Raw genomic sequence first — 1,493 nt, 5'->3', positions numbered from 1 at the left:
ATAAATGTCACGCTTTTCCATCATTGCTACTTCATCTAAAACAACAAAATAGGGGTTTAAACCATCTAATGTTTTTGTTTCTGATGATAGTGGTTGAAAAAAAGAATTATTATGTATAAACTCTATTTTATCTCGCTTAACTTTTAAAATTTTATTTAAGTTAGGATTAATAAAAATCATTCGTCGCATTTCTTCATAAACTCTTTTTGCTTGATCTCGTTTGGTTGCAATAGAATAAAGTTCGGCATTTGCTTCATTATCTAAAATTAAACTTTTTAAAGCGATTGCAGAAGCAAGGGCGGTTTTTCCATTTCCTCTTCCGACAATTAAGAGTGCTTCTTTAAATCTTCTTAAATTTGTTTTTTTATCATAAAAACCATATAATGCTTCTAAAAATGCTTTTTSCCATAATTCTAATTTAAAATTTTGTTTATTATATTCTCCAGTTGTATGAAAACAAGATTTTTCAATAAAGCTAATTGTTTTATTTGCTTCTTTGTGATTAAAATAATAATCTTTATTTGATTTTAATTCTTTTACTAATGTGGAAACAATTTTTTTAATTTTTATTCCAACTTTATTTTTATTGGAGTTTTTATTTATTCATTCATAATATATTTCTAAATTTGTTTTTTCATTATTTGCTTGCATTCTTATTTTTCCTCTGAATTATCATATAAATTATTAAAATTAAAAGTATCGGAATTATCTTTTTGATTAGCTATTTTTATTCATTGTTCTATTATTTCATATCCAGCTTTATAATCTTTATATGCTTGTCCATAAGAAATTAAAGCGGGGTGTCTTACTTCTTTTGGTTTTCCACGATTATTATCGGTTTCAGAAAATAATTTACCGTCATTAATTAAGGTTTGKATTTCATTATTAATGTTATTTAAAGTTAATTTAAGGGTACAAAATTCTTCTAAAAAATCAAGTTTAATAATATCTAAAATAACATTTTTTTCTTTTAAAAATCGTTTATATTTATTTATTAATTTTTCTTTATCTTTTTCTCAATTTAAAAGGTTTTTTTGTTGGTTTAAGTTATTGTTTTCTTTTGTTAAAATGCTTTCATTTTTTGTCAAAAAAGGGGCATTTTTTTGTTAAATTTTGGTTATTTTTTGCTTGTTTTTTGCTATTTTTTAACTCATTCATTTATAAAAAATCCTTTATTTACGGGGTTTTTTATTATTTTTAGTATAAAAGTGCGGTTTTTTTCAAAATTAAAAAAAGTGTACACGGAACCCCACCATCACGGAACCCAAAAAGTTGTTATTTTAAAGGACTTATAGGGGGGTATATAAGTAAAATAAAATTAATATTTATATAACTAATTACACCATGATGATACCGTCATTAAAATTATTTGTCAAATAAAAAACAAAAAAATTAATTGTTGTTTGATTAAATTAATTTTTTATAAAATTAAGTATTTTTTATAAAATTTATTGTTTTTTCCGGATTTATAAATAATTTAATTTTATTATTAT

The 1,493-nt window shown here is 22.2% G+C and carries 2 protein-coding genes; both read right to left on the bottom strand.

The window, feature by feature from the left end; translation table 4 throughout:
* A partial coding sequence (locus tag C6B38_RS03755; RefSeq protein ID WP_199558576.1) for a terminase large subunit domain-containing protein occupies nucleotides 1–651 on the bottom strand: 651 nt, incomplete at its 3' end.
* A 2-nt stretch (nucleotides 652–653) separates the two neighbouring features.
* Entirely contained in the window at nucleotides 654–1,088 is a 435-nt protein-coding gene (locus C6B38_RS03750; RefSeq protein ID WP_105298712.1) for a hypothetical protein, read from the bottom strand.
* Between the last annotated feature and the right edge of the window lie 405 nt (nucleotides 1,089–1,493).

This window comes from Spiroplasma sp. ChiS (genome assembly GCF_002968355.1).
Classification (GTDB): domain Bacteria; phylum Bacillota_I; class Bacilli_A; order Mycoplasmatales; family Mycoplasmataceae; genus Spiroplasma; species Spiroplasma citri.
The sequence above is the reverse complement of the archived record's forward strand: the minus strand, read 5'-3'. Positions and strand labels throughout refer to the sequence as shown.